This is a genomic window from Veillonella sp. (genome assembly GCF_018381775.1).
In the GTDB taxonomy this organism is placed as follows: domain Bacteria; phylum Bacillota; class Negativicutes; order Veillonellales; family Veillonellaceae; genus Veillonella.
This window is the reverse complement of sequence record NZ_JAGZRH010000003.1, coordinates 178,002-200,084: the sequence shown is the minus strand read 5'-3', so window position 1 is coordinate 200,084 and position 22,083 is coordinate 178,002. Positions and strand designations below refer to the sequence as shown.

Annotated in this window: 24 protein-coding genes; 22 read left to right on the top strand and 2 right to left on the bottom strand. The window is 35.1% G+C overall.

The annotated features are described in order from the left end of the window. The first annotated feature begins 103 nt into the window (after positions 1-103). From KH109_RS03375 to KH109_RS03305, 15 genes are all read left to right on the top strand, one after another. Complete coding sequence (locus KH109_RS03375) at positions 104-583, top strand: pyridoxamine 5'-phosphate oxidase family protein (RefSeq protein ID WP_295215736.1); 480 nt, start codon at positions 104-106, stop codon at positions 581-583. Between the two features lie 178 nt (positions 584-761). Beyond that, positions 762-1,202: a BdrN protein gene (locus tag KH109_RS03370; RefSeq protein ID WP_295215733.1), complete on the top strand. Its 441-nt coding sequence runs from the start codon at positions 762-764 to the stop codon at positions 1,200-1,202. 40 nt (positions 1,203-1,242) lie between these two features. Next, the gene (locus KH109_RS03365) at positions 1,243-1,890 is read left to right on the top strand and encodes a DUF4304 domain-containing protein (RefSeq protein ID WP_295215730.1); all 648 of its coding nucleotides are present in this window, start codon (positions 1,243-1,245) and stop codon (positions 1,888-1,890) included. A gap of 113 nt (positions 1,891-2,003) precedes the next feature. After that, a complete protein-coding gene (locus KH109_RS03360; protein WP_295215727.1) occupies positions 2,004-3,065 on the top strand; it encodes an ankyrin repeat domain-containing protein in 1,062 nt (353 codons plus the stop codon). Between the two features lie 28 nt (positions 3,066-3,093). Next, positions 3,094-3,492 carry a bacteriocin gene (locus KH109_RS03355; protein ID WP_295215724.1) on the top strand — a complete coding sequence of 133 codons (399 nt, stop codon included), beginning with the start codon at positions 3,094-3,096 and terminating at the stop codon, positions 3,490-3,492. A gap of 20 nt (positions 3,493-3,512) precedes the next feature. Continuing rightward, the gene (locus KH109_RS03350) at positions 3,513-3,983 is read left to right on the top strand and encodes a glycosyl transferase family 4 (RefSeq protein ID WP_295215721.1); all 471 of its coding nucleotides are present in this window, start codon (positions 3,513-3,515) and stop codon (positions 3,981-3,983) included. A gap of 30 nt (positions 3,984-4,013) precedes the next feature. Next, the gene (locus tag KH109_RS03345; protein ID WP_295215716.1) at positions 4,014-5,546 is read left to right on the top strand and encodes an SMI1/KNR4 family protein; all 1,533 of its coding nucleotides are present in this window, start codon (positions 4,014-4,016) and stop codon (positions 5,544-5,546) included. A 204-nt stretch (positions 5,547-5,750) separates the two neighbouring features. Beyond that, entirely contained in the window at positions 5,751-6,116 is a 366-nt protein-coding gene (locus tag KH109_RS03340) for a hypothetical protein (RefSeq protein WP_195186011.1), read from the top strand. Positions 6,117-6,235: 119 nt separating this feature from the next. After that, the gene (locus KH109_RS03335) at positions 6,236-6,814 is read left to right on the top strand and encodes a hypothetical protein (protein ID WP_273297885.1); all 579 of its coding nucleotides are present in this window, start codon (positions 6,236-6,238) and stop codon (positions 6,812-6,814) included. Positions 6,815-6,952: 138 nt separating this feature from the next. Further along, positions 6,953-7,975 (top strand): DMP19 family protein, encoded by a 1,023-nt coding sequence (locus KH109_RS03330; RefSeq protein ID WP_295215711.1) that lies wholly within the window; start codon positions 6,953-6,955, stop codon positions 7,973-7,975. A gap of 78 nt (positions 7,976-8,053) precedes the next feature. Continuing rightward, positions 8,054-8,539: a YbaK/EbsC family protein gene (locus KH109_RS03325; protein ID WP_295215708.1), complete on the top strand. Its 486-nt coding sequence runs from the start codon at positions 8,054-8,056 to the stop codon at positions 8,537-8,539. Between the two features lie 21 nt (positions 8,540-8,560). Further along, positions 8,561-9,328 (top strand): antibiotic biosynthesis monooxygenase, encoded by a 768-nt coding sequence (locus tag KH109_RS03320; protein ID WP_295215705.1) that lies wholly within the window; start codon positions 8,561-8,563, stop codon positions 9,326-9,328. A 111-nt stretch (positions 9,329-9,439) separates the two neighbouring features. Beyond that, complete coding sequence (locus KH109_RS03315; protein WP_295215702.1) at positions 9,440-10,219, top strand: protein-ADP-ribose hydrolase; 780 nt, start codon at positions 9,440-9,442, stop codon at positions 10,217-10,219. Further along, positions 10,191-11,042 carry a Sir2 family NAD-dependent protein deacetylase gene (locus tag KH109_RS03310; protein ID WP_295215699.1) on the top strand — a complete coding sequence of 284 codons (852 nt, stop codon included), beginning with the start codon at positions 10,191-10,193 and terminating at the stop codon, positions 11,040-11,042. Before KH109_RS03315 ends, KH109_RS03310 begins: the two co-directional genes overlap by 29 nt. A 17-nt stretch (positions 11,043-11,059) precedes the next feature. Next, the gene (locus tag KH109_RS03305) at positions 11,060-11,557 is read left to right on the top strand and encodes a methylated-DNA--[protein]-cysteine S-methyltransferase (protein ID WP_295215697.1); all 498 of its coding nucleotides are present in this window, start codon (positions 11,060-11,062) and stop codon (positions 11,555-11,557) included. A 216-nt stretch (positions 11,558-11,773) separates the two neighbouring features. Here KH109_RS03305 and KH109_RS03300 read toward each other — a convergent pair whose 3' ends face one another. Beyond that, positions 11,774-12,439 (bottom strand): fumarylacetoacetate hydrolase family protein, encoded by a 666-nt coding sequence (locus KH109_RS03300; RefSeq protein WP_295215694.1) that lies wholly within the window; start codon positions 12,437-12,439, stop codon positions 11,774-11,776. A gap of 158 nt (positions 12,440-12,597) precedes the next feature. Between KH109_RS03300 and KH109_RS03295 the strand changes: the two genes are divergently transcribed. Together KH109_RS03295 and KH109_RS03290 are read left to right on the top strand one after the other, a co-directional pair. Further along, entirely contained in the window at positions 12,598-13,821 is a 1,224-nt protein-coding gene (locus KH109_RS03295; RefSeq protein WP_295215691.1) for a hypothetical protein, read from the top strand. 149 nt (positions 13,822-13,970) lie between these two features. Next, positions 13,971-14,993 carry a branched-chain amino acid aminotransferase gene (locus tag KH109_RS03290; RefSeq protein ID WP_295215688.1) on the top strand — a complete coding sequence of 341 codons (1,023 nt, stop codon included), beginning with the start codon at positions 13,971-13,973 and terminating at the stop codon, positions 14,991-14,993. A 157-nt stretch (positions 14,994-15,150) separates the two neighbouring features. Here the strand turns inward: KH109_RS03290 and KH109_RS03285 are convergent, their stop codons facing one another. Continuing rightward, positions 15,151-15,543: a thioesterase family protein gene (locus KH109_RS03285; RefSeq protein WP_024063893.1), complete on the bottom strand. Its 393-nt coding sequence runs from the start codon at positions 15,541-15,543 to the stop codon at positions 15,151-15,153. Between the two features lie 332 nt (positions 15,544-15,875). Between KH109_RS03285 and KH109_RS03280 the strand changes: the two genes are divergently transcribed. From KH109_RS03280 to KH109_RS03260, 5 genes are all read left to right on the top strand, one after another. Further along, positions 15,876-16,613, top strand: a complete 738-nt coding sequence (locus KH109_RS03280; RefSeq protein WP_295215685.1) for a TVP38/TMEM64 family protein — start codon at positions 15,876-15,878, stop codon at positions 16,611-16,613. Positions 16,614-16,669: 56 nt separating this feature from the next. Continuing rightward, the gene (locus KH109_RS03275) at positions 16,670-17,863 is read left to right on the top strand and encodes a PLP-dependent aminotransferase family protein (protein WP_295215682.1); all 1,194 of its coding nucleotides are present in this window, start codon (positions 16,670-16,672) and stop codon (positions 17,861-17,863) included. A 123-nt stretch (positions 17,864-17,986) separates the two neighbouring features. Continuing rightward, complete coding sequence (locus KH109_RS03270) at positions 17,987-18,820, top strand: Mrp/NBP35 family ATP-binding protein (RefSeq protein WP_156719728.1); 834 nt, start codon at positions 17,987-17,989, stop codon at positions 18,818-18,820. A 247-nt stretch (positions 18,821-19,067) separates the two neighbouring features. Beyond that, entirely contained in the window at positions 19,068-20,468 is a 1,401-nt protein-coding gene (locus tag KH109_RS03265) for an anion permease (protein WP_295215679.1), read from the top strand. A gap of 234 nt (positions 20,469-20,702) precedes the next feature. Next, a complete protein-coding gene (locus tag KH109_RS03260; protein WP_295215676.1) occupies positions 20,703-22,049 on the top strand; it encodes a M18 family aminopeptidase in 1,347 nt (448 codons plus the stop codon). Positions 22,050-22,083 lie beyond the last annotated feature (34 nt).

The following is a 22,083-nucleotide window of genomic DNA, read 5'->3' as shown; positions in this document are numbered from 1 at the left end:
TATCCTATAAATTGGAAAGAATATTCTAAAGTTGATGATACTAATAGTGGTACTTTTATGTATCTTGTAAATAGGATAAGTAAATAAAATTAGGAGATATATTATGTTTAAACCAGTTCGCAAAAAGATAAATGAAATAGATCGTAATGCTGCAGAAGCTTTATTACAATCTAATCGTCGTGGAATTATTGCCATGAACGGCGATAATGGATACCCTTATGCTATTCCTATTAATTACTTTTATGATTGCGATAAGAAGAAAATTTATTTTCATGGAGCAAAAGCTGGTCATAAGGTCGATGCATTGAACACTTCAGATAAGGTATGTTTTACCATATATGGTAATGAGCATATTGATGAATCTGAATCCTGGGCACCGTATGTACAAAGTGTGGTCGTATTTGGAAGATGTCGTTTGTTAGCGGCAGGTCCAGAATCTATAGATCGATTAAAAGAATTTGCTATGAAGTATTATCCTGATGAAACTTTAGCTGATGAACAAATTGCTCGTAATGGGAGAGCAACACAAATGTTTGAAATAACTATTGAACATATGAGTGGAAAACAAGTACAAGAGAAATAATAGATTAGCCCTTCGCTTATGCGAAGGGCTTTTACTATACACTCATACTTATATATGTAATATAATGTAATTAGTTAAGAATGATTGGAAACAGCCTACGGCTGAAGCTGATGCTTTGCTTACTAGAAGCGAAGCATCACTTTAATATCTGGTTTAGAAGTTTATGGAGTGAACTATAATGATATGGCTAAATACAGTGGATTATAAAAAACAAGAGTATATAGAGCTTAGGCTTAATGCACCATTAGGTGAGCACATACGATTAGATTTTAATCCTCTAAAAATTAATGATACGTCTGATTCTTCATCAAGTTGGAAGGATTGGCACTGTTATAGAAAGCCATTACGGGTTTATAGTCCAGATTTTGATATCTTAGTTTCTTATTTTAATCAAGTGTATCCTATTATAGATGCATCGGATAATACTGAAAGAGATAGATTTGATGTATGCTTTGATAATTGGATTAAGAAAGATTACTGGATTAAAATAATTCATAATATTGAAGGTGATCTTATAAACTTTAGTAAAGAAGAGAAAGAGTTTTTAAACACATTTATTGCTTGGATAAAGGAAGCACTTCAACATACATCTGTTATAGTAGTTGAGGGAAATCTATAAAATAATTAACCGTATAATATGGGGGAGAACTTTTATAATCATGAAACCTAGAGAATTATGTGAAAAAGCTTGGCAAGAGATTGCAAGTAAATTCCCTGATTTTAAGGTAGTTAGTAAAGGTCAGAAGTTAAAGAAATCATCTAAAAATAAAGACCTTACTTTTGAGATATACTTTCAGGCCAATAGAAATAACTATGCATATAGCGTAGAATTTGTTCCACATATTGCAATCCACTCTAAATCCATGACAAAAGCTAAAATTCATAACGGTTTTGTTTATGGCGGAGAATTGGGGCGTTTGTTAAATCGAAATGAATGGCACTGGTATCAATTAGCAGGAGCAAGCTATCAGTATACTGTAGATGAAGTTAGCAAATTACTTGAGGAACATATCATGCCAATATTTGATGATTTTGAAGATACAGAAAGTAATATTGAAAAGTTTATAGATGGAGATATAATCGATCATAATTTACTGTATTATATTTATCATTTTGGTGGAAAAGCCAAAGCGCAACAGTATTTTAATAAAATAATTCAAAAGGATAAGTTAAAATCTAGATATATTGGCTTTTATAATCAGTTGAAAGACATGCCAAAAGAAAATATTTCATTAGATAAAAGTGAGTTTTATGGATCCGATATGATTAAATTTGCTTTTATCAATGGACTTGAAATAGACAAATAATAGTTAAGCCCTTCGCATAAGCGAAGGGCTTTTACTATACTATCATACTTATAAATGTAATATAATGTAATTAGTGATAATCATTTTAAAAATATAGTTCATGGGAGAGAGATATGATACGGTTAAAAGATTTAGGTACATTTGAATCAGTGCCTCATATCGTAACAGATATTGTAACAGGAAATATTAGCGCTTTAGAAAATGCATTAGCCAATGGTTGGGATATTAATCAACTCATAGAAATTGGTGAGTATAGTGAGCATACACCTTTAGAATTAGCTTTGGTTATGTGTTGCTTGCCAAGTATTCAATGGTTAGTGGAGAATGGCGCTGATATTAACGATGAGGAAAATCCAAGTTTCTTATTAGCTGTACGGTATGGTAATAAAGAGATTATAGACTATGTTGTAGCTCATGGTGCTTATATTCACGCCTTGAACCGTGTGAAAGTAGATGCTTTTCAAGCTGCCTTATATGGCAAGAAATATAATCACTTACAGATTATTCATGACTTAGGCCATACGGTACAGAAGTATGGCGGTAAAGCTTTCAGAAATGCCATTACAGATAGAAATTATGAGGTTCTAGATTTCTTTATTCATAATGGTGTTGATATTAACTACAACAAGCCTGATTCTGTGTATCCCTTTAAGCCAACGCCATTATGTGTAGCAGCACGGTATGTGGATTTAAAGATGTGTAACTATTTGGTAGAACATGGAGCTGACGTGACCATCACGGAAAATGATGGCATGCGCCCCTATAGCATTGCCCTTGAAAAAGGCGATATGGAAATGGCCGAGTATTTTAAATCCTTAGAGCCTGTTGAGTTCCATGATATACAAAATAAAATGGATCAATTAAAGCCGTTTAAATTACCTAAAGCATTAGTAAATTTTTTAGAGGGCGATCATCTTTACTTTGAATTACCAGACTCCGATTTTATATCTATAGAGTTCTTCCCACTTATTGATACGATTCCATTTAAATTAGGTCGTCGTAATCTATTACGTTTATCTAAAGAACTAGGCGAATATAACGAGTGGCAAATTGTATGGGACCCTAAATCTAAAAAGATTGGTTGTTATGATATAGAACATCAAGAGTTACGAGAACTTTGTAAATTTGATGAGTTTATGTCCGATATGGCCGGTCAATTAGAAACCTTGTTTTAGCGTATATCGTAAAGGAGAGGCAATACATATGACAGATACATTTGAGAAAACATATAGGGATTGGTCCATTGATGTAGGCACCTATAAATATGAAGGTATTACATTGAATGAAGTTGAACAAAATCTGTATGCTATTGAGGACCAAGAGCAAGACTTTGTAGTTATCTCTCCATCAAAGGCAATCTCCATAGATAATAAACTATATAACTTTGTACAGGTTTGTAGTGATCGAGATACCGATTTATTACATATAGAGCTTAGTGTAACTAATGATGGTGACCGAGGCGCCATCATATATGGTAAGAATGAGCTGGGCCATCAAGAGGTATTACAGATCATAGAAGATTTTATTGCACATCGTAAGGTTCCTACATTAGATAGTTGGGAAATCGTGTTAGATTTAAGACCGAAGATGGAAAGCCTGTAAAGGATACTGTGGAGCTTATTATGCTATATACACCGAATAACCTTTTGTATAAGTATATTCGCTATCGATTTAGACGGATTCAGATTGAATGTAATATGGTATACGATGTAACACCAGAGGAAGAAGATGAGATTTGCCGTGATCTATTAAAAAAGAGAGCGAAGATATTGATTCCAGTTGGCATAGTATATGGTTTGATATTTGCCCTTACTTTCACTTGGCTATTAGGCACAAGTGAGGAATTGAACCCATTAATGCAATGGGAAATAAGAGTTATTGACTATGTTATACCATTTTTAAATACCATTGATTTTAAGTGGTATGCGTATTCGCTGAATTTATTGTGGGCAGCCCTTATATTGGCCCCTGTCGGGATTATTAACGTATCTCCTTATATCATTTTTTCCTATATTATAGATACCATTTTGATACGGCGTGAGGTGAAAGCTTTAATAAAAAAATATTCTATTGATGACATAAAATGTGGTTAGATTATATCTATTTGGCTAGGAGAGAGTATCATGAGTAATCTAAAAGATTTCAATTGGACTGGATTTTGGAAAGACACCGATTATGCATTTGAGTCCTATATAGGTAGAGATGTTACCGATGAAGATATTAAGAATGCTGAAGCTGAACTAGGCTATATATTGCCTACAGCATATATAGAGCTACTTAAAAACCATAATGGTGGTGTAGTAAATAAAAATTGTTTTATTAACGATGATGACGATTGTGTATATATAATAGGAATATATGGCATCGATAGAGATAAAAAATACTCTCTTTTAGGTGAGATGGGTAATGAATTTTGGATTTCAAAAGTAAAATATCCCCCTATCGGTATCGTTGTAGCCGATACAATTTCCGGCGGTCACGACATGATTTTCCTCGATTATCGTGAGTGTGGTCCTACTGGTGAACCTAAGGTTGTACGTGTAGATCAAGAATGTGATTACTCAATTACTCCGTTAGCAGATAATTTTGGTGACTTTATTAAGAACTTATATTTCAGTATAGAAGAGATTACGGATGAAGAATTTCAATCTTTAAGTGATACAGAAAAGGTTAAGCTCCTTAATGAACAAGAGGGCATCGATTTCAAGCGTGCGATGGAGTTATTAACTAACATAGGCATTGATAATTTGTCGCCTATATTGTTAAGCGCCTTAGGACGTATGTATAATAATAATGGCCGCGCAGCAGAGGCTATTGATTTATTTGAACGTATCGATGAGGCACATCGCGATTGGTCTTGGTATTATCGTTGTGGCTATGCTCATGGGATGCTAGGGTATGGTAAAAGCTATGAATCTGAACATGTACAGAAGGCATTACAATTAATAGAAACGGGCATAAAAATGACGAAAGAAGCCCATTTAGATAAACAACTTGGTTGGTGCTGTGAAGTGGTAAAATATCACCTATTTAAAATTAAGCCAAAAGAGTACAAGGTGGATTATCCTTTGGTATATGAAACTATTAAGAATGTCTTTGATAAGAAAAATAGTAAAGATACTATAGAAGATAAAGTTACTACGGAAGGTAAAGTTACTGGAGATATTAATGAATGTGAAGAAGATAATTATCCTACATATGATGTAGTCCATTGGGTATTTAATAAACATACATATAACAGAGATGAGTTTTCAAAAGAATATAATAAAGTAGTAGAGAAATATGCAGATGATGATCAAGTAGATGACAATGATATATTAGAAGAACCTGAAATTCTAGTAACCTATGAAGCTTGGATTGAAAGTGTAGACCAGCTTTTTGATAATGAACGTGTAGCCGATGAAGAGCTACTTGAAGATGATAAAGAAGATGGTATGTGGCAAGTAGAAATCATGGCTCATCTCGTAGCTGATAATGGTACATATTTTACAAGAGAAGAGTTGCTCTTTAAATTGCATAATCTAATGGCCAATAAAGAACTGGGTGATCACGTATTCTTTGAAGGTATTGAATACGAAGGCCATGAATGTGAAGGCTACGGGCTTATAGATAACGAAGATGGTATACCTGTATTCTATACATGCTGTGGTAGCTAACTAATAGAGATATAATAGATTAGCCCTTCGCTTATGCGAAGGGCACTTACTATACACGCAAACTTATAACAGTAATAAAATAAATTAAATTATTGTACTTTTGTGCTTTTGGCTACGTTATTTTATATAGCCTTCGTGTAAAATATTGAGAAAGTATTTTAGTGATTTTGAAATCAAAGCATTGTGATGAGCGAGAGGCTGCCTATGAGTGAAAATGAACTCGTATATAATGAGAGATATTGTGATTATAGACTTCTTTATGAAGGCTTAGAATTCTGTTGGGATGAGAAACCATCAGGTGATTATTTAGATACTGTAAAAGTTCTTGCCAAAAATTACCATAAAAATATTGATAAGATTGCTGCTTTTATGCTTGAAGACATTCGAGAAATGTATGATGAATCTATTACTATAGATGATGTGAAAGAACGGATCGGTATCCCTCAAATTGATCCAGAGCTAGGTACTGTAACATATTGTGAACAAACCTTTGATTATACGCATATATTTTGCTTTGAATTTTGGGACGATGAGTTTGAAGATTTAAATTACTTTGCTATTGATGGCTGATATATTGCCATAAAAATGGCAAAACAGCTACTTTAGATACATAGATTAGTTTGGTGTTGTGAAGTAGTAGAGTACTATTAACCTCTATTAGTTCAAAGGATGACAAGGAGGATTATCCTATGATTTTTGATACGATTAAAAAGCTGTTTAACAAGGATGAGAATACTGAGCAGATTGAATATCTCGGTACTGATAAAGATGGTAATAAAATATATGAAGGTTACTATCATGAGTTTAAGGGAATTCCTTGGGTTTTCAATAAAACTACTTATACTAGAGAAGAGTTTCTTAAGGCGTTTTATGAATGCTTAGAAGAGCATAATGTTAATCGTGATAATTTACCGCCATTAGTAGAGCCTGAAATTCTTGTAAGCTATGAAGCATGGATTGAAAGTAAAAGTCAGCTTCATCCTAATGAATACTTGTACGAAGACGATGAATTAGAAGAATACGATAAAGAAGATGGTATGTGGCAAGTTGAAATCTATGCTCGCCTAAAAGCAGATAATGGCCAGTACTTTACTACTGAAGAGCTTCTTTTCAAGCTACATAACTTAATGGCCAATAAAGAACTCGGTGATCATGTATTCTTTGAAAATCTAGCCTATGATGACCATGAATTCGATGCTGACGATGCCGACGATGTTTCTGATGATGATGAAGGTACTCCTGTATTTGTCGTATGGCTTGGTAGCTAGTAAATAGCTGTTTTGTTATAAACTATTATTTTAAAATTAGTCAGTTATTGTTTTGTGATTATTATTTTGTGTTGTTTGTTATTATTATGATAAGATGAGTTCATATACATATTAATGATATGAGGGGAAGTGTATTGTATGTCTATGAGTGTTGAGCAATTTTTATCTTTGTCTGATGCTGAACAGTTACAAACTATTAAAGATCTTAATGATATCGGTCAAGAGGAAATCATTATCGATGTATTGACGGGGGTTGGCATCGATAACTTATCTGTACCTTTATTAGGCGAGCTTGGTAGAGCCTATAACAATAACGATAAACCAGAAGAAGCTATTAAAGTATTTAAGACCATCGATACAGAACATAGAGATGCAGTGTGGCATTATCGCTGTGCGTACTCCCATGGATCTATTGCTTCTACTAATCATGAGGCTTATACATCAGAGAATATGCAACAGATGTTAGCTTTAGTAGATAATGGTGTACGATTAGCGACTAAAGAAGGTCGCAATGATATAAAGGAATACTGCTTTGAAGTCATGGATATGTGCCGTTTACAAATGGATTTTGAAAAATGTGAAGTTGACTATCCTGATTTATGCTTAAACTATAGCAAGTATATAGCAGAGAAAAAGAAGAAAAGAGAAGGTGTACCTCGTCAACGAACTATCACTGTAGAAGAAATTTTAGCTACCGATGATATGTGGACTATAAATGAGCCTGCTTATTGGACTATCAATATTTATGGTTCTTATGATGACTATTTAGAATCTGCAAAAGGCTTCACCGTAGAGCAAAGATATCTTAACGCTATATGCTGGTATTTCGCTGAGGTTAATAATGGTGGGCATCATCAGTTCTTCTATAACTCTACGGGCATTGTATGGGAGGATGCTCTTGCAGGGTTACGCCTCTTCAAGATGGATATACTAGCAGATAATTTACAATCTGTAATCGATTACTTTGGCGGCTCTATTCCATTTGATAGAGCTGAACGATGGACTATTTTACAAGATTGGAAGAATGAGGCTGAATTATTCGATTTCCTAGATGGAAAAGACGATGTAGTTTACGAATATGATGGCATATTTGAAGATGTATTTGTACATGAACATCCAGAGTTATTTGTATTTGATGGAACCTATACAGTCTCAGAATAAAATTGGTGTATAATTAGCGCATATATAGTTGCTTTAACTATGATGTCTACTTTCACCAAATTATATTAGAGGTATTACATGTTAGATAAACAAGGCGTATATGATTGCCTACGTGACCATCATATCGATTTTGAGATTACGGATCACGCACCGCTATTTAGTATGGATGACAAGCCTAATGTAGAGTTGCCATATCCTGAGTGGGGTGCGAAGAATTTATTCATTCGAGACCATAAACGGGAACATTATTATTTGATTACCGTTCGTGGTTCCAAGCGTGTAGATCTAAAACAGTTCCGTAAGGATCATAAGCTTAAAAAGATTTCCTTTGGTTCCGAAGAAGAGCTATGGGATATTTTGAAGATTAAACCAGGTCACGTATCTCCATTCTGCTTGCTCCACGATGAAGAGCGTAAGGTACATTACTACATTGATGCGGATTATAAAGATAATCTAATCGGGATACATCCAAATCAAAATGATGCTACCGTATGGCTCCAAGGAAAAGATTTAGTTAAACTTATTGAAGAACATGGTACAATAGTAGAATATATTACATTGTAATTTAGTCGAACTGGAGCATGTATGAATAGAAAATTATTAAAACGCATTCTTGTAACCTCAGCGATTGCAGTATTAGGTGTGAGCACGTCCTTTGCAGCTCTTGTTATGGAACGTGATGAAGGTTTAGACACAGCACCTAGTGTAGGCATGTATCGCTATCAAGTTCCTACAGAGTTACAGGGCACATATAACAGTGCAGGTGTTGCGAATCTAACAGCATCTATGGAGAAAGAACCTAATACATTATCTATGAATGTAGCGCATGTAAAAGGCAATCCATCTGAATCTTATGTAGTAGAGATTTATAAAGATTTAGCTGCCATTGAAACACATCGCAAATCTGATCATTATCAATCCTTTGTTAATGAAGTAGGTTCTAAATTAACAAACCGTAAAATGTATGACGTACAGTCTGTACTGTTGTTTGAGAAAAAAGATGCGTTATCTATCGTGAATGATGGTAAAGCCGTAGTGACTTTGACAGAGTTTACTGTTAATAGCAATGATATGGACACAGTACAACGTCAATACCAACTCGATATTGAACGGTCCGTACGCGATGATGCGGGCTATAAGGCTGGCTATGTGCTTCGTGAAAGAAATGTAAAAAATCATTGGTATGTCATTCAAATCTATAGCGACCAAGCAGCCCTTACAAAACATGTAAACAGTCCTGGCTATCGCTTTATGATGAGCCAAATCCAAAGTAGCTTACAAAACGTTACCACAAAGGTACTAGATGGGGATATCCTCGTCAACCATGGCGGTCAAGCTTTTGTAAGACCTTAAAATTTAATATAATATAGTCACAGTAAAGTTACTGCTAGCATATACATATGTGCTAGCAGTTTTTTGTTATATAATAGGTGAAAGTATAGTCTATACTAAAAGGAGTTACATATGACACAGCAAGAACGATTACGCTATTTACTTGAAGGCTTAGTAACAGAGTACAATGAGAAACATAACGAACATTTAGATATCCCTATGAATGAAGAAGAGCAATTTACCCTCTTTAGATCTTTATGTAATATTCGCCCTGCTGGTACTATGCCTGCTGAGTGGATGAAGGTAGAGGATGAATATTTAAATACATTAGCCCATGAAAAGGGCATCGTAACCATTCGTGATATGGAAGAACGAGAGCCTCAAATTTTTTTATGGCAAGGTGATATTACTCGATTATCTGTAGATGCTATTGTAAATGCAGCCAATAATCAATTGCTTGGATGCTTTGCGCCTAACCATAGATGTATCGATAATGCTATTCATACCTTTGCCGGTATTGAGCTTCGTATGGAATGTGCTAGAATGATTGAGTATATGGAGATGCCTGAAAAAACGGGTGTAGCACGTATGACCTATGGATATAATTTACCAACAAAGCATGTACTTCACACGGTGGGACCTATTATTTACGAAGAGGTAACAGATAAAGAGCGAAATGAATTAGCTTCTTGCTATCGGTCTTGTTTACAACTAGCCAATGCTTACAACTTACATTCCATTGCATTCTGTTGTATCTCTACCGGTGAGTTTAGATTTCCAAATGAAGAGGCGGCACAAATTGCGGTCCATACTGTGAGAACCTATTTAAAAGAAAGTAATAGTAAAATCCAAGTGGTATTTAATGTATTTAAGGATATAGATTATGACATCTACAACAAATTATTGGGATAATATACACCGTGTAAAAGAAGCGATTAACAATGCGGATGCCTTATTAGTTGGTATAGGTGCAGGCATGTCAACTGCAGCAGGATTTACCTATAGTGGGGAACGCTTTCACAAATACTTTGACGACTTTTACAAAAAATATGGTATAACCGATATGTATTCAGGCGGATTTTATAATTATGAAAGTCTGGAAGAATATTGGGCGTTTTTTAGTCGTCTTACGTACTATAATCGATATGACATACAAGTCGGTGAACCTTATCTTCAGTTAATGAAATTATTAGAAGGTAAAAACTATTTTGTCATTACTACAAATGTAGATCATCAAATGCAATTAGCCGGTGTAGATAAAAATAAGTTTTACTATATGCAGGGGGATTATGGGTTGTGGCAGTGCTCAGAGCCATGTCATCAAAAGACCTATGATAATAAAGAACAAGTACAGCGTATGGTAGATGAGCAAAGAGATATGAAAATTCCTACACACTTGATTCCTCATTGTCCTAAATGTGGGAGACCAATGACCATGAATCTTCGTATTGATAGCACTTTTGTTCAAGATGAAGGGTGGTATGCGGCGCAGAAAAGATATACCGCTTTTGTAGAGACGTATAAAGATAAACCTATTGTATTGTTAGAATTAGGTGTAGGATTTAATACTCCCATGATTATTAAATACCCATTTATGCGGATGGCAGACGATAATATAGATGCATTATATGTGCCAATTAATGTGGAAAAGCAAACGATTCCATTTGAAATTCAGCATAATACAATACCATTTAATGATGATATACTAAAAGTGTTGAATGATTTGTTATCTTGAGAAGGAGTTAATGTACTATGAATTATAAATATACCTATGAAAGCCCATTAGGAACTATGATTATGCTTGGTACATTATCATACTTAACAGACTTATTTTTTGTAGATGAAGCACATGCTCCAAGTTATGATGATGCGGAGTATATTGAGCAACTAACAGGGCCATTTGAAGTGACCATTATGTGGCTAGATCAATATTTTAAAGGACAAAAACCATTTATTACGCCACCGATACAACTAGAAGGTACTGAGTTCCGTAAATCTGTATGGGCCGTGTTACAAACAATCCCTTATGGAGCAACTACTACCTATGGTGATATTGGTAAAGAGATTGCAAAGCACCAAGGAAAAGAAACGATGTCTGCCCAAGCAGTAGGAGGTGCCGTAGGTCATAATCCTATTTCTATTATCATTCCTTGTCATCGAGTTATCGGTAGTAATGGTAAACTAACTGGCTATGCAGGGGGCATTGAACGAAAGAAATATATGTTAGACCTAGAGGCGAAGCATAAATAAAGTAATCGTTAATATAAAATATCGATAATCACAAAAGAATAATAACAAGGTAAATCATAATAAAGTAAAAATAAGAAAAGAGATTATTCTTATGTATAGTTAGATATACATATAGGTAATCTCTTTTTGTGTCTATTTATATTTAATTGTAAAGTAAATAGATAAGGTAATAATTAGAATATGAGCAAAATACAAAACTTTAATAAAGTATCTATTTTAAATAAATTTGTTTTCTAAGGTTCCGATACCGCTTATTGAAACACTAACTGTATCCCCTGGTTTTAACCAAGAGTATTTACTTTCATTTTTACCGAGTACAACACCACTAGGAGTACCCGTAAAGATAATGTCACCTTCCTGTAGTGTAATATATTGAGACACAAATTCTATAATAGCATCCGGCTTAAATATCATTTGTTGTAATTTGGCTTGTTGACGTATCTCGCCATTTACAGTGGTCGTAATAGTGGCACTTTCAAAATCAAATATATGGGGAGGAATAATGGTAGGACCAATAGGGGCAAAATTATCTAACGATTTACCGAGAATCCATTGGGAGCCTCTAAATTGTAAGGTACGCGCAGATACGTCGTTGCCAACGGTAAACCCTAAGATATGTTCCGTAGCTTTTTCTCTAGGTATATTTTTACCAGATTTTCCGATGATGATTACCAGTTCGCCTTCGTAATCAACATGCAAGGATTCATCTTCAATAGTAATCGTATCGTGATTACCTGCTAATGCATTAGAGGTTTTCATAAAGATTTCTGGAAAATCATGAGTTGCAAGACTAGTTTCTGCAATATGATCTGCATAATTTAAACCAATACAAATGATACTTTTCGGATTGGAAATTAGGGTACGGTTAGTAGATTCTTTCATGAGAGATACCTCCTTAAGAGATGGGACATTTATATCTTAAGCTAATTATAATATAAATCGGTATGTAAAAAATATTTTTGACGAAATAATTATATAGAGGCATTTTTATCACATCCTATTTGGTATACTCAAAAAAAGTAATAAAAGGAGGATATCCTATGTATATGCGTAGAAATATGACAAATCGATTTATAGGCTCTGTAGCATCTTGTGACATTATAAGTACGGGCAGTTGGTATGGTGATTTACCAGATGGCGTTCCCAAAGAAGTGAAATTAAATCGTAAAGATTACTATATTGAAGAGACACAACATATTTCTATTAAGGAAGCCATAAGTGTTACCTATGGCATTAAATGGGAGCATATTTGTAAACCTCTAGAGGGTAAAATAGAATCCTTCAATACTACGGAGTACTCAATTGAGAAGGCTCAAAAAGAATATCTACTAGAGCTTATGGGGCGTAGGTTTTCTGATAATATTGTCCTATATGATGAGGATGAGTGTGCTGTTCAAGTGCAGCTCATCAACACTGAAGGGCAAGAGTTCATATATGAATTTCCCTTTGATAATGATATGAGGGCTATGTCTATATTATTTAGACAAATTTTAGAGGCGCCTACATTGCTTTTATTTGATGGAAATCGTGAAAAAGATAGAATTCAAGAGATTTATATTGAAGTGCAAAAAAATATATATCAAGAATATGGTGACAAAAATATATTGAGTTTTAATTGGACTCGGTCTTCTATTTCCATCGATTGTAATAGTAAGCAATTTGGACACTCTAGTCATAGTTGTAGCGAGTATGTAGATACACAGATGATTCATCAGCTAAAACAAGATATTGACTTTCACCTTGGTGATACATTGTATAATTTAAATACCTTTAGTCTTAGTGAAAGCCATAATCTTGATAGAGACCCTGCTCGTGGTGGTATAGTAACAGTACGTATTAAATGGGCGCATAAAGAAGATACATTGTTTATAGGGAATGTAACTGATCAGTATGTGCCCACTTGGTATAAAAATCTAATTAGTTTTATATGTACTCAAACAAGAGATAAATCTTTACAAGAGTTTTTACAATCAAATCATACATCTGATAGAAGGATTTATACGTATTGTTCAGTATATATTTTTAAGATAAACCAGGAACTTTATTATCGTACCGATAGAAATGATATATATGAAGGGGATATTGTAAAAGTTCCGTTTGGATCCGATAATGCGGTTCGTACTGGTCGTGTAGAATCTATTTCATATCATACGCGTTACGACGTACCTTATGATTTGAAACGAACTAAATTTATTATAGATAAAGACTTAGAGATTATTTATGATACCAATCGTTATAGATATGATGATCCATATGATTTATAAGGCATCAAAATAAGTGGTATTCTATATTTTGTACTTAAGTATACTTAAATTATTATATGTCTAATTTCTGTTCTCTATAGAATATGTTGAAATAACTTGCTCATAGTGTTAAGATTATAAGTATATTAATAAGCATGGAGGTTATTGTTATGAGCAAGAATATCGATTGGGATAATCTCGGTTTTGGTTATGTAGAAACCGACTACCGTTATTTAACTACATATAAAGATGGTAAATGGGACGAAGGCGGATTAATTACTGATGCTAACGTTGTTCTTAATGAATGTGCTGGTGTATTCCAATACGCTCAAACTGTCTTTGAAGGTTTGAAAGCATACTACACTAAAGATGGTCACATCGTATGCTTCCGTCCAGATTTGAATGCAGTTCGTTTGAATCAATCTTGTGAACGCCTTGTAATGCCTACATTACCTGAAGGTCGTTTCCTTGAAGCTGTAAAAGAAGTTGTAAAAGCAAATAAAGACTTTGTTCCTCCTTATGGTCATGGTGCAAGCCTTTATATTCGTCCATACATGATGGGTACAAACTCCGTTATCGGTGTAAAACCTGCAGATGAATATCAATTCCGTGTATTTACTACACCAGTAGGCCCTTACTTCAAAGGTGGCGCTAAACCAATCAAAATTCGTATCACTGATTTTGATCGTGCCGCTCCTCATGGTACTGGCCATATTAAAGCTGGTTTGAATTATGCTATGAGTTTGTATGCTATCACTGATGCTCATAACAAAGGTTATGCAGAAAACATGTACCTTGATGCGGCTACTCGTACACATGTAGAAGAAACAGGTGGTGCGAACTTTATCTTCATCACTAAAGATGGTAAATTAGTTACACCTAAATCCGATAGTATCTTGCCATCCATTACACGTCGTTCTTTGATGTATGTAGCAGAACACTATCTTGGTATGACTGTAGAAAATCGCCCTGTTCATAAAGATGAATTAAAAGACTTTGCAGAAGTTGGCCTTTGTGGTACTGCTGCCGTTATTTCTCCAGTAGGTCAAATTGATACTCCAGAAGGCACTATTAATGTACCTGCAGGTATGGATGACATGGGTCCTATCACTAAAAAATTATATGACACATTACTTGGCATTCAACACGGTGAAATTGAAGCTCCTGAAGGTTGGGTAGTTAAAATTTGCTAATCTTTTAATAGATTAATCTAGTAGATTATATAATTTAACATGTAAATAGAAATGGCATCTATCGTTGGATAGCTGCCATTTTTGTTTTATTTTGTTATGTTAAATTAGAAATGAGGCTATTGTAAAATTAGTTATAGACTATTAGTAAAACTAGTTATTAGTTAGATTTTGCACGACTTACTACTTTAGCCATGAATTTTTCGTTATTAATAACAAATCGTTCATGTGTGCCGCGACCGATGATACCAATACCGTCAGATGCTTCAATATCAAAGGTTATTTTACGTCCTTCTACAGCGCTAACTGTAGCTTTAGCAGTTACTGTTGCACCAAGTGGAGTAGGGGCCTCATGAGTAATGGATAGGGCAATACCTACAGTGCCTTCACCATCTTCTAAATATGGTTGTACTGCTGCTTGTGCTGCTTCTTCCATTAATGCACACATAGCTGGTGTGGCAAAGACCTCTAAAGAACCGGATTTCATTGTTTTAGCAATATTAGATTCTGTAACTGTTACAGTCGCTGTAGCTGTTTGACCTGCTGATACCATAATATACCTTCTTTCATTAAGAATATTCTCGTTATAATAGTATTATACAACTTTCCATAATTTTTATGCTAATGTAATTATACATATTTTATAGATACTACCAGTTAAAAGTAATTACTTTTAACTGGTAGTATCTATAAAGGTAGACCATATAATTTATAATTCCAATATTTTTAACTGGTGATAATTGAAAAATAACATATAAAAGTTTGAATGGTAATATTTTTAACTGGTAGTAATTAGATAAATAGAATGTTTAGGTTCTTACATATAACAGTTCTATAGAATACGTGATATAATTAAGATAGTTTTTTTTAAACACGAGGTAATATATGAGTAAAAGAAATTTAAAGCCTTCTGGAGAGGGCTGGGTACAGTTAATAGCAGGCATAGGCTTTATTATCCTATTAATTGGCATAAATATTGCAGATCCTACGTTTTATCCCACAATGTGGCATTTATCTACTAGTGGATCTATGGAGGAGGTAGCAGAATATATTCAAAGCTTTGGTCCTATGGCCATGGTGGTGAGTATGGTCCTCGATATTTTCGTCAACGCTGTAGGATTCTTGCCATCTATTTTCATCTCCACTGCGAATGGTTTGGTGTTTGGCATGTGGCCAGGCATAATTATTTCTTGGCTAGCTGAAACGATTGGCGTAGTTATTAGCTTTTACATTATGCGTTACTTCTTGCGGGATACAGCAGACAAGTTGATTGCGAAGAGTACGGTATTGATGAAAGTTGATGATTTCTCCGGTAAAAATGGTTTTGTGGTCATGTTATTTGCACGATCCCTGCCATATTTTCCGTCTGGAGTTATTACAGCATTAGGCGCCATTAGTAAGATTACACCAAGAGATTATATCTTAGCGAATTTAATCGGTAAATTCCCAGCTACAGCTTTAGAAGTGGCTATCGGTACTGATATCGTAAACTACCAAGAGAATTTGGGTCGCCTAGGAATTATCGTAGCTGTTGCTGGCGTGGTGTACTTTATACTATGGAAAGTGTATAAGAACTATATGGATAAGAAAAATGCTGAACAGGATCACGATCCTGAGGCGTAAAAATTTCTAATTTTATTCAAAATTTTGAACTTATTATATATGAAAGAGGCAATTATATGAGCTTTTCTCTTCCTGAACGTGTAACCTTAAAAGGGCCTAATTTTATTCGTGAAGTTTTTGAACGTGGTGTAGGGGTAGAAGGCTTTATCAGCTTTGGTATCGGTAATCCTGCTCCAGAAGCCATTCCTGTAGAAGTTATTGAAAAGGCTTTTGACGAAGTGGTTCACTCTAATCCTATGAGTCTTTTACAATATGGCCCAATGCAAGGCGATGCACATCTAGCTGAGCTTACATTGGAACGTTTAGTAAAAACACATAAGATGAACCCAGAAGGTCAAGGCCTAATTATCTCTAATGGGGCTGGTCAATTATTAGGTCTTGTACCAATTACTGTATTAGAGCCAGGCGATGAAGTGTACATGGATGAGTTTACTTTCACCAGTGCTATTAATTCCGTTCGAAACATGGGTGGTAAAGCATTCGGTATTAAAACAGATGAGCACGGCATGATTCCAAACGAATTAGAAAAAGCCGCTCAATCTGGCAAGGGAAAATATATTTATCTCATTCCTAACTTCCAAAATCCAACAGGCATTACCATGCCGTTGGAACGCCGTAAAGAAATTTATGCTATTGCATCTAAATATGATTTGTTTATCTATGAAGATGATCCATACGGTGAGATTCGCTTTGCTGGTGAGTATATTCCAACCTTTAAATCCTTTGATACAGAAAATCGTGTTCTCTATGCAGGTTCTTATTCCAAGACTTTATCTGCAGGTTTGCGCGTAGGTTTCTTATTTGGTCCAGCTAAAGTCATTGAAGCTATTCAAGCATTGAAAAATAATACAGCCGGTCAAATGCCACTAGTTACACAAAAGGTTGTAGCTAATGTATTGGACTCAATCGATTACGACGCACATTTAGAAAATGTACGTAAAGTTTATAAAACAAAATGTGATGCCTTGTTAAATGCTTTTAACAAGTATGCAAGCTCAAAGGTTAAGTTAACACAGCCTACTGGTGGTATGTTCGCATGGATGACGATGCCTAAGGATGTAAATTGTGATGAATTCTTCGAAGCATGTATGGACAAAAATGTAGGGATTATTAAGTGTGGTGCCTTTGCGGCTGATGGAGCAGGGGAAGGACATGCATTCCGTTTGAGCTATACTGTACCAACAGTAGAAGAAATTACAAAGGGCATGGAAATTCTTGGAGCTTTAACTAAAGAATTCTGTGGTGAGTAATATATTGATAAAGTTTGATATGACATGATACAATGATATGGTAGATATATTCTATCTACCATATTGAATAAAAGTTTTACATATAGATATGAGGTAGTTCCTCAAAGAAAGTAGGTGTTTACTATGGGTTGCGGTAGCAGCAGTGATTGTGGCGGATGCCCATCTCAATCTTCTGGTTGCGGTGGCGGCGCTCCTCAACAACCTCAAGATCTTACAGCTCCATTACACGAGCTTAGTTCTGTTAAACATGTAATCGGCGTAGTATCTGGTAAAGGTGGCGTAGGTAAATCCTCCGTTACAAGCTTAATGGCTATTACTATGGCGCGTAAAGGTTACAAAGTTGGTATCCTCGATGCGGATATTACAGGTCCTTCAATTCCTAAAATGTTTGGCATCAAGGAAAAAGCATATGCTGACGAGATTGGTATGTATCCTGTAAAATCTAAAGGTGGTATTGACGTTATGTCTGTTAACCTCCTTTTGGAAAACGATACAGATCCTGTTTTATGGCGTGGTCCTATTTTAGGTAATGTTGTAAAACAATTCTATAGCGATGTTATTTGGAAAGACATCGATTATTTATTCGTTGATATGCCGCCAGGAACAGGTGACGTAGCAATTACTGTATATCAATCTTTAAAATTGGATGGTATCATCATTGTTACATCTCCTCAAGACTTGGTATCCATGATTGTTGAAAAAGCAGTTAAGATGGCTGATTTAATGCAAGTGCCTATTATTGGTGTAGTGGAAAACTACTCTTATTTCCATTGCCCAGATAATGGTAAGGATTATCAAATCTTTGGTGAAAGCCACATTGAAGAAATCCTTCAAAAATACGGTCTATTATTGTTGAACCGTTTACCAATTGATCCTACTATTGCAAACCTTTGCGACCAAGGTGATATTGAGTCTATCGAAAAAACAAACTTAGAGAACGTATCTCTACCTGAATAGGATTTATATGATAATGAAAGCTGTGCATACCTAGTGATGCACAGCTTTTTCTCACATCTTTTTATGTTGTAATATATTATATTTATCATAAGAAGATATAAATATATTTCTAATTTCACATACTACTGATATATACTGAAGACACCGTAGGATAGGGGGCTTAGTGAGTGTTTTATAGTCACCTTGCGATGCCTTGGTATTTCAGCAGTTATATATTTTAGTTTTTTCCTATGTAGGAGGTATGTGTATGAAAAAACTGTTAAATTGGATTATTCCAGCGGTCTTTGGTATAGGCCTATGGTTTATTCCAACGCCAGAGGGTTTAACACCTCAATCTTGGCATTTATTTGCTATTTTTGTTGCTACTATCGTAGGCTTTATTACTCAGCCATTACCAATTGGTGGCGTATCTATCATTGTAATTACTGTGGCGGCTTTGACTGGTACTTTGAAAATCGGTGACGCTATCTCCGGTTTTGCTAACTCTGCCATTTGGCTAATTGTAGGTGCGTTCTTATTCTCTCGTGGCTTTATTAAAACTGGTTTGGGGAAACGTATTGCGTATAATTTGATTGCTGCTTTTGGTAGTAGTTCCTTACGTTTGGCTTATGCATTAGCATTATCTGATTTAATTTTGGCTCCAGCAACGCCATCTAACACAGCTCGTGTAGGTGGTGTTATCATGCCGATTACTACAAGCTTGGCAAAAGCGTTCGGTTCTGAACCTCAAGATGGTCCTCGTAAAATTGGTTCCTTCTTGATGCAATCCATTTATCAAGTTAATACGATTACATCTGCAATGTTCCAAACATCCATGGCTGGTAATACATTAGTTGCAGCATTAGCGCTTCAATCTTTTGGTATTGGTATCACATGGGGCGACTGGGCTATGGCAGCCATCGTACCTGGTATCATTGCATTGATCATTATGCCGTACTTCATTTATAAAGCATATCCACCTGAAATTAAAGATGCTCGTGAAGCGCAACAAATGATCCGTGAAGAATTAAAAGGCCTAGGTAAAATGTCTTTCCAAGAATGGGTTATGCTAGGTGTATTCATTTTAGCTTTAGTGTTATGGGCTACTTCTCAATTCACAAAAATTGATGCTACAACTGTTGCATTCTTAGGTATTTCTATTTTACTTGCTACTAGCGTTCTTGTTTGGGACGATGTTAAAAGCGAAAAAGGTGCTTGGGATACATTAGTTTGGATGGGTACATTAATGGGCTTTGCCGGTTTCTTGTCCAAATTGGGCTTCATCAAATGGGCAACAGTACTTGTAGGCGGTTATATTCCAGAAGGATCTTGGATTATTGCCTTCGTTATAGCTGTACTTATTAATACATATTCCCATTATGTATTCGCATCTTTAACTGCACATATTTCTGCAATGTTTGTAGCATTCTCTGCCATCGCTATCTCTGCAGGTGCACCACCAATGTTGACATTGTTGATGATTGCATTCACATCTAACTTGTGTATGTCTTTGACTCACTATGCTGCAGGTCCATCTCCTGTAATCTTTAACACTGGTTATGTTCCTCAAAATACATGGTGGAAATTAGGTTTCTTTGCATCCGTAATCAACTTAATTATCTTTATGGGCCTTGGTTCCGTATGGATGAAATTGATTGGTATGTGGTAAGACTAGATACTCAGAATTTTATATACTTGTAATACATTAAAAACTATATATGTTAGAGTTTGATTAAAGTGTAGTTACAAAATATAGGAAAAGCCGTCCCACTTGGGGCGGCTTTTTTGTGATAAAATAAGAGCAGTTAATATATTATTAATGTATATGTTGTAATATTATACGTGAATGAACTATTCATTGTGAATATACGAATAGCATCATTATTTTACATAGGAGGAATCTATGAAATTTGATAATGAACAGTTATTGAAATATATTGGTGCTTGTACATCTCCGTATCATACAGTAGATACAAGTTTACAAATGTTATTGGACTCAGGATTTACAGAACTTAATTTAGATGATGAGTGGCAATTAGACTCTGGTTCTTATGTAGTTAATGTGTTTGGTACTACTTTGTTTACCTTTCATATAGGAAAGAAACCAGAACACACATTACGTATTGCTTCAGCGCATACGGACTTTCCTGCAATTCGTGTTAAACCAAATCCTATTACATCAGTAAAAGGTTATACCAAGTTAAATGTGGAAATGTACGGCGGCCTCATTGAAAATACATGGCTTGATCGTCCTTTAGGGGCTGCGGGTACAGTCGTATTAAAAGGTGATAATGCTTTTGATGTAGACTCTGTATTGGTTGATACAAAACGTCCTATCGCAATCGTTCCAAACTTAGCTATACATATGAATCGTTCCGTTAATGATGGTGTTAAATTGAATCGCCAAAAGGAAATGCTTCCTATATTAATGATGGATCGTAAGGAAAAGGAGAATTCTAGTAAATCTCTAAATGATAGCAACAATCCAAGTCTATTCCCAGAATCTGATATTCAATACGATGAGTGGACTACGTTCTTGGCTGATGAAGTCAACTGTGATCCATCTGAAATTTTATCTTATGAAATGACATTATATCCAACAGAACAAGGCTGTGTATTAGGGACTGAAGGCGATTTTATAAGTGCGCCTCGTTTAGATAATTTAACATCTTGCTTTGGTGTACTTTCAGGGATTATTCAGGCTCGTAAGGCTAATGCTGATGGTGTACGTTGTGCTATTCTCTTTGATAATGAAGAGGTAGGGAGTCGTACTAAACAGGGCGGAGCAGGGATGCTTTTACCAAACCTTATTAAACGAGTATATGATGCATTAGGATATTCTAATCAAGAGATAGATAGTTTCATTTCAAAAGGATTTATGATTTCCTCTGATGTAGCACATGGTTTACATCCAAATTATCCTGAAAAAAATGATATCACTAATATTCCTACACTTAATAAAGGGGTGGCTCTTAAAATAGCATGTAGTCAATCCTATGCTGGTGATGCACGAGCAATTGCCATCGTAAAGGGTTTATGTGATGAATCTAAAGCAAATTACCAAATTTATGTAAATCGTTCTGATATACCTGGTGGCTCTACAGTTGGGTCTATTTCATCTGCTATGTTACCGATGAGAACAATGGATGTGGGCTTACCATTATTAGCGATGCATTCTGCACGGGAATTAATGGGTGCAAATGATCAAGAACAACTCAATCGATTAATGAATCATTTCTTAGGTGATTAATAACGTAGAATATAGAAATGTTTCGATGTACATC

Coding starts and splice junctions, on each gene's coding strand:
- KH109_RS03340 (WP_195186011.1), top strand. CDS start 5,751: ATGAGTGAAAATGAACTCGTATATAATGAGAGATATTGTGATTATAGA.
- KH109_RS03335 (WP_273297885.1), top strand. CDS start 6,236: ATGATTTTTGATACGATTAAAAAGCTGTTTAACAAGGATGAGAATACT.
- KH109_RS03345 (WP_295215716.1), top strand. CDS start 4,014: ATGAGTAATCTAAAAGATTTCAATTGGACTGGATTTTGGAAAGACACC.
- KH109_RS03310 (WP_295215699.1), top strand. CDS start 10,191: ATGACATCTACAACAAATTATTGGGATAATATACACCGTGTAAAAGAA.
- KH109_RS03260 (WP_295215676.1), top strand. CDS start 20,703: ATGAAATTTGATAATGAACAGTTATTGAAATATATTGGTGCTTGTACA.
- KH109_RS03290 (WP_295215688.1), top strand. CDS start 13,971: ATGAGCAAGAATATCGATTGGGATAATCTCGGTTTTGGTTATGTAGAA.
- KH109_RS03350 (WP_295215721.1), top strand. CDS start 3,513: ATGCTATATACACCGAATAACCTTTTGTATAAGTATATTCGCTATCGA.
- KH109_RS03305 (WP_295215697.1), top strand. CDS start 11,060: ATGAATTATAAATATACCTATGAAAGCCCATTAGGAACTATGATTATG.
- KH109_RS03265 (WP_295215679.1), top strand. CDS start 19,068: ATGAAAAAACTGTTAAATTGGATTATTCCAGCGGTCTTTGGTATAGGC.
- KH109_RS03300 (WP_295215694.1), bottom strand. CDS start 12,439: ATGAAAGAATCTACTAACCGTACCCTAATTTCCAATCCGAAAAGTATC.
- KH109_RS03275 (WP_295215682.1), top strand. CDS start 16,670: ATGAGCTTTTCTCTTCCTGAACGTGTAACCTTAAAAGGGCCTAATTTT.
- KH109_RS03360 (WP_295215727.1), top strand. CDS start 2,004: ATGATACGGTTAAAAGATTTAGGTACATTTGAATCAGTGCCTCATATC.
- KH109_RS03280 (WP_295215685.1), top strand. CDS start 15,876: ATGAGTAAAAGAAATTTAAAGCCTTCTGGAGAGGGCTGGGTACAGTTA.
- KH109_RS03375 (WP_295215736.1), top strand. CDS start 104: ATGTTTAAACCAGTTCGCAAAAAGATAAATGAAATAGATCGTAATGCT.
- KH109_RS03330 (WP_295215711.1), top strand. CDS start 6,953: ATGTCTATGAGTGTTGAGCAATTTTTATCTTTGTCTGATGCTGAACAG.
- KH109_RS03320 (WP_295215705.1), top strand. CDS start 8,561: ATGAATAGAAAATTATTAAAACGCATTCTTGTAACCTCAGCGATTGCA.
- KH109_RS03295 (WP_295215691.1), top strand. CDS start 12,598: ATGTATATGCGTAGAAATATGACAAATCGATTTATAGGCTCTGTAGCA.
- KH109_RS03325 (WP_295215708.1), top strand. CDS start 8,054: ATGTTAGATAAACAAGGCGTATATGATTGCCTACGTGACCATCATATC.
- KH109_RS03315 (WP_295215702.1), top strand. CDS start 9,440: ATGACACAGCAAGAACGATTACGCTATTTACTTGAAGGCTTAGTAACA.
- KH109_RS03355 (WP_295215724.1), top strand. CDS start 3,094: ATGACAGATACATTTGAGAAAACATATAGGGATTGGTCCATTGATGTA.
- KH109_RS03285 (WP_024063893.1), bottom strand. CDS start 15,543: ATGGTATCAGCAGGTCAAACAGCTACAGCGACTGTAACAGTTACAGAA.
- KH109_RS03270 (WP_156719728.1), top strand. CDS start 17,987: ATGGGTTGCGGTAGCAGCAGTGATTGTGGCGGATGCCCATCTCAATCT.
- KH109_RS03370 (WP_295215733.1), top strand. CDS start 762: ATGATATGGCTAAATACAGTGGATTATAAAAAACAAGAGTATATAGAG.
- KH109_RS03365 (WP_295215730.1), top strand. CDS start 1,243: ATGAAACCTAGAGAATTATGTGAAAAAGCTTGGCAAGAGATTGCAAGT.